Origin of the sequence: Pseudolactococcus raffinolactis NBRC 100932 (assembly GCF_001591765.1) — a bacterium.
Classification (GTDB): Bacteria; Bacillota; Bacilli; order Lactobacillales; family Streptococcaceae; genus Pseudolactococcus; species Pseudolactococcus raffinolactis.
The window spans coordinates 1-1,817 of the sequence record NZ_BCVN01000083.1 but is presented as its reverse complement, the minus strand read 5'-3'; the positions used below and the strand labels follow the sequence as shown (position 1 = coordinate 1,817).

The 1,817-nt window shown below is 32.7% G+C and carries 3 protein-coding genes; all 3 read left to right on the top strand.

The window, feature by feature from the left end:
• Positions 1 to 1,009: ATP-binding protein (locus LRA01S_RS10490; RefSeq protein ID WP_174519825.1), on the top strand; the 1,009-nt coding region annotated here is incomplete at its 5' end.
• A gap of 21 nt (positions 1,010 to 1,030) precedes the next feature.
• Positions 1,031 to 1,204 (top strand): hypothetical protein, encoded by a 174-nt coding sequence (locus LRA01S_RS11005; protein WP_156470241.1) that lies wholly within the window; start codon positions 1,031 to 1,033, stop codon positions 1,202 to 1,204.
• Positions 1,201 to 1,817 (top strand): hypothetical protein (locus LRA01S_RS10485; RefSeq protein ID WP_156470240.1); only part of this gene is annotated, 617 nt, incomplete at its 3' end. The genes LRA01S_RS11005 and LRA01S_RS10485, both read left to right, overlap by 4 nt.

Genomic DNA, 1,817 nt, shown 5'->3' with positions numbered 1-1,817 from the left:
TAGTATTTTGAAAACAAAATTGCTTTACTTTGACCCCAAAGCAGAAGTTAGAAAACAATTCATGAAAGTTTTACATGAGTATGAAAGTCAAGGTATCTATCCTGAAATTTGTGACTATATCAAACAGATTAATTTTGTGACCATTGACGCTAGAAATTCTGAAAATCATGGTGTCCTTGACCCGTTAGTATTCTTGACAGGTCAAGAAGCTAAAAACTTGATTATTTCTATGATTGGCGAGTTTTACGATTTGAAACAAAATGAACAATTTGAAAAAGAATTGTTACAAATGATTGAAAAATATCTTGTCTTGCGTGAAAATGGCGAAAAAGTCGGTACTAAAAATATCATGGAAGCCCTCACTAAGAGTGAAACGGATAGAGTGAGAATTACGGCGGAGTTACTACTTGAAAAAATGAGTAACTCTACTTTATCTCTTTGTTTCTCTAATGGTCAAAATAAAGCCATTAGTATGTCAAAACGTATTTCAATTATTGAAGTAACTGGTCTTGAATTACCGACAAGTGAAACAAGTATTACTGAAAATCAAAGACAGTCTCTAGTCGCTCTTTATGCCCTAGGTCAATTCTGTTACAAATTTGGCTCTGAAAGCAAGAAAGAATCAATTACTTTCATTGATGAAGCATGGTTCTTTAATATTACTGATGTAGGTAAAGAAATTATTATGAAAATCAGACGAACTGGTCGGTCGTTTAATAATTTCTTGGTATTCGTTTCTCAATCTCACAAAGATTCTAATTCAGAATTAGATGATACTGGTTTTGGTACATTGTTTAGTTTTAACTCTCCGACTGAGACAGATTTAATCTTAGATACTCATGGTATTGTGAAATCAGAAGAAACACGTAAATGGGTGTCTAGCATGTCTATGGGGCAATGTCTCTTTACTGACCCGTTTGGGCGTACTGAACGTATTACAATTGACGGTATTGTTTCTGAAATCAATCCATTGTGTGACACAATCGAAACAGAATTAGTCGCTGTATAAAGACTTGAAAGGAAAATATCAATGAAAAACAAAAAATCACTTGTGGATATGGTATTAGGTGTTGTCATATTCCTTGTATTCTTTTTAATGATGTTGAAAATGACTGGTCTTTATGAACCGTTCATCAAGACTATTAGATACTTACCAGATTTTCTGAAAGATATTGGTAATTCTTGGAAAGCGGGGCTTAAATGAAAAAGATTTTAGTTGCGCTAACCTTTTTAAGTCTGTTGTTTTGTGGTAGTCAAGCCTACGCTTTAGACACAGGTAATGCAGTTGTCACTAATGATACTATCGGTTCTGATAGTGGTATTAAAGCACCTGAGTTTGTAACAAATGCCCAAGGCGATATTGTTAATACTCCAGAGTATAAAGCAGTTCTAACAATTATTAATGAGATTAAAAATCTAAGTAATCAAACACAAGGTAATAATGCGATTCCGATTACAGAAGAGACTTATCAAAAATATAATCTACTCTATCAAGGGGCTATTTCAAAATTATCAAATGCGGGATATGATAAAACAAAAACTGCTTCTGCTATTACAACATTAAATAATGCTTATAATAGTGCTATTTTAACAAAGGCTGGTACAATTGATAGTTCAAATGATTATCAAGAAGCACTAGCTAAAGAAGCAGGTGCTATTAATGCAAAAGATATGTCAGTCTTATCAGCTTATACAAGTTATATGTATATTGAGGATAAAGGTTTTTTTGGTGCTAAAGAAGCGTTCCCTAAAATCATTAATTGGGTAGTACAGTTGATTTTTGCAGGTTCAAAATTGATGTTTCTATTAGATTCATT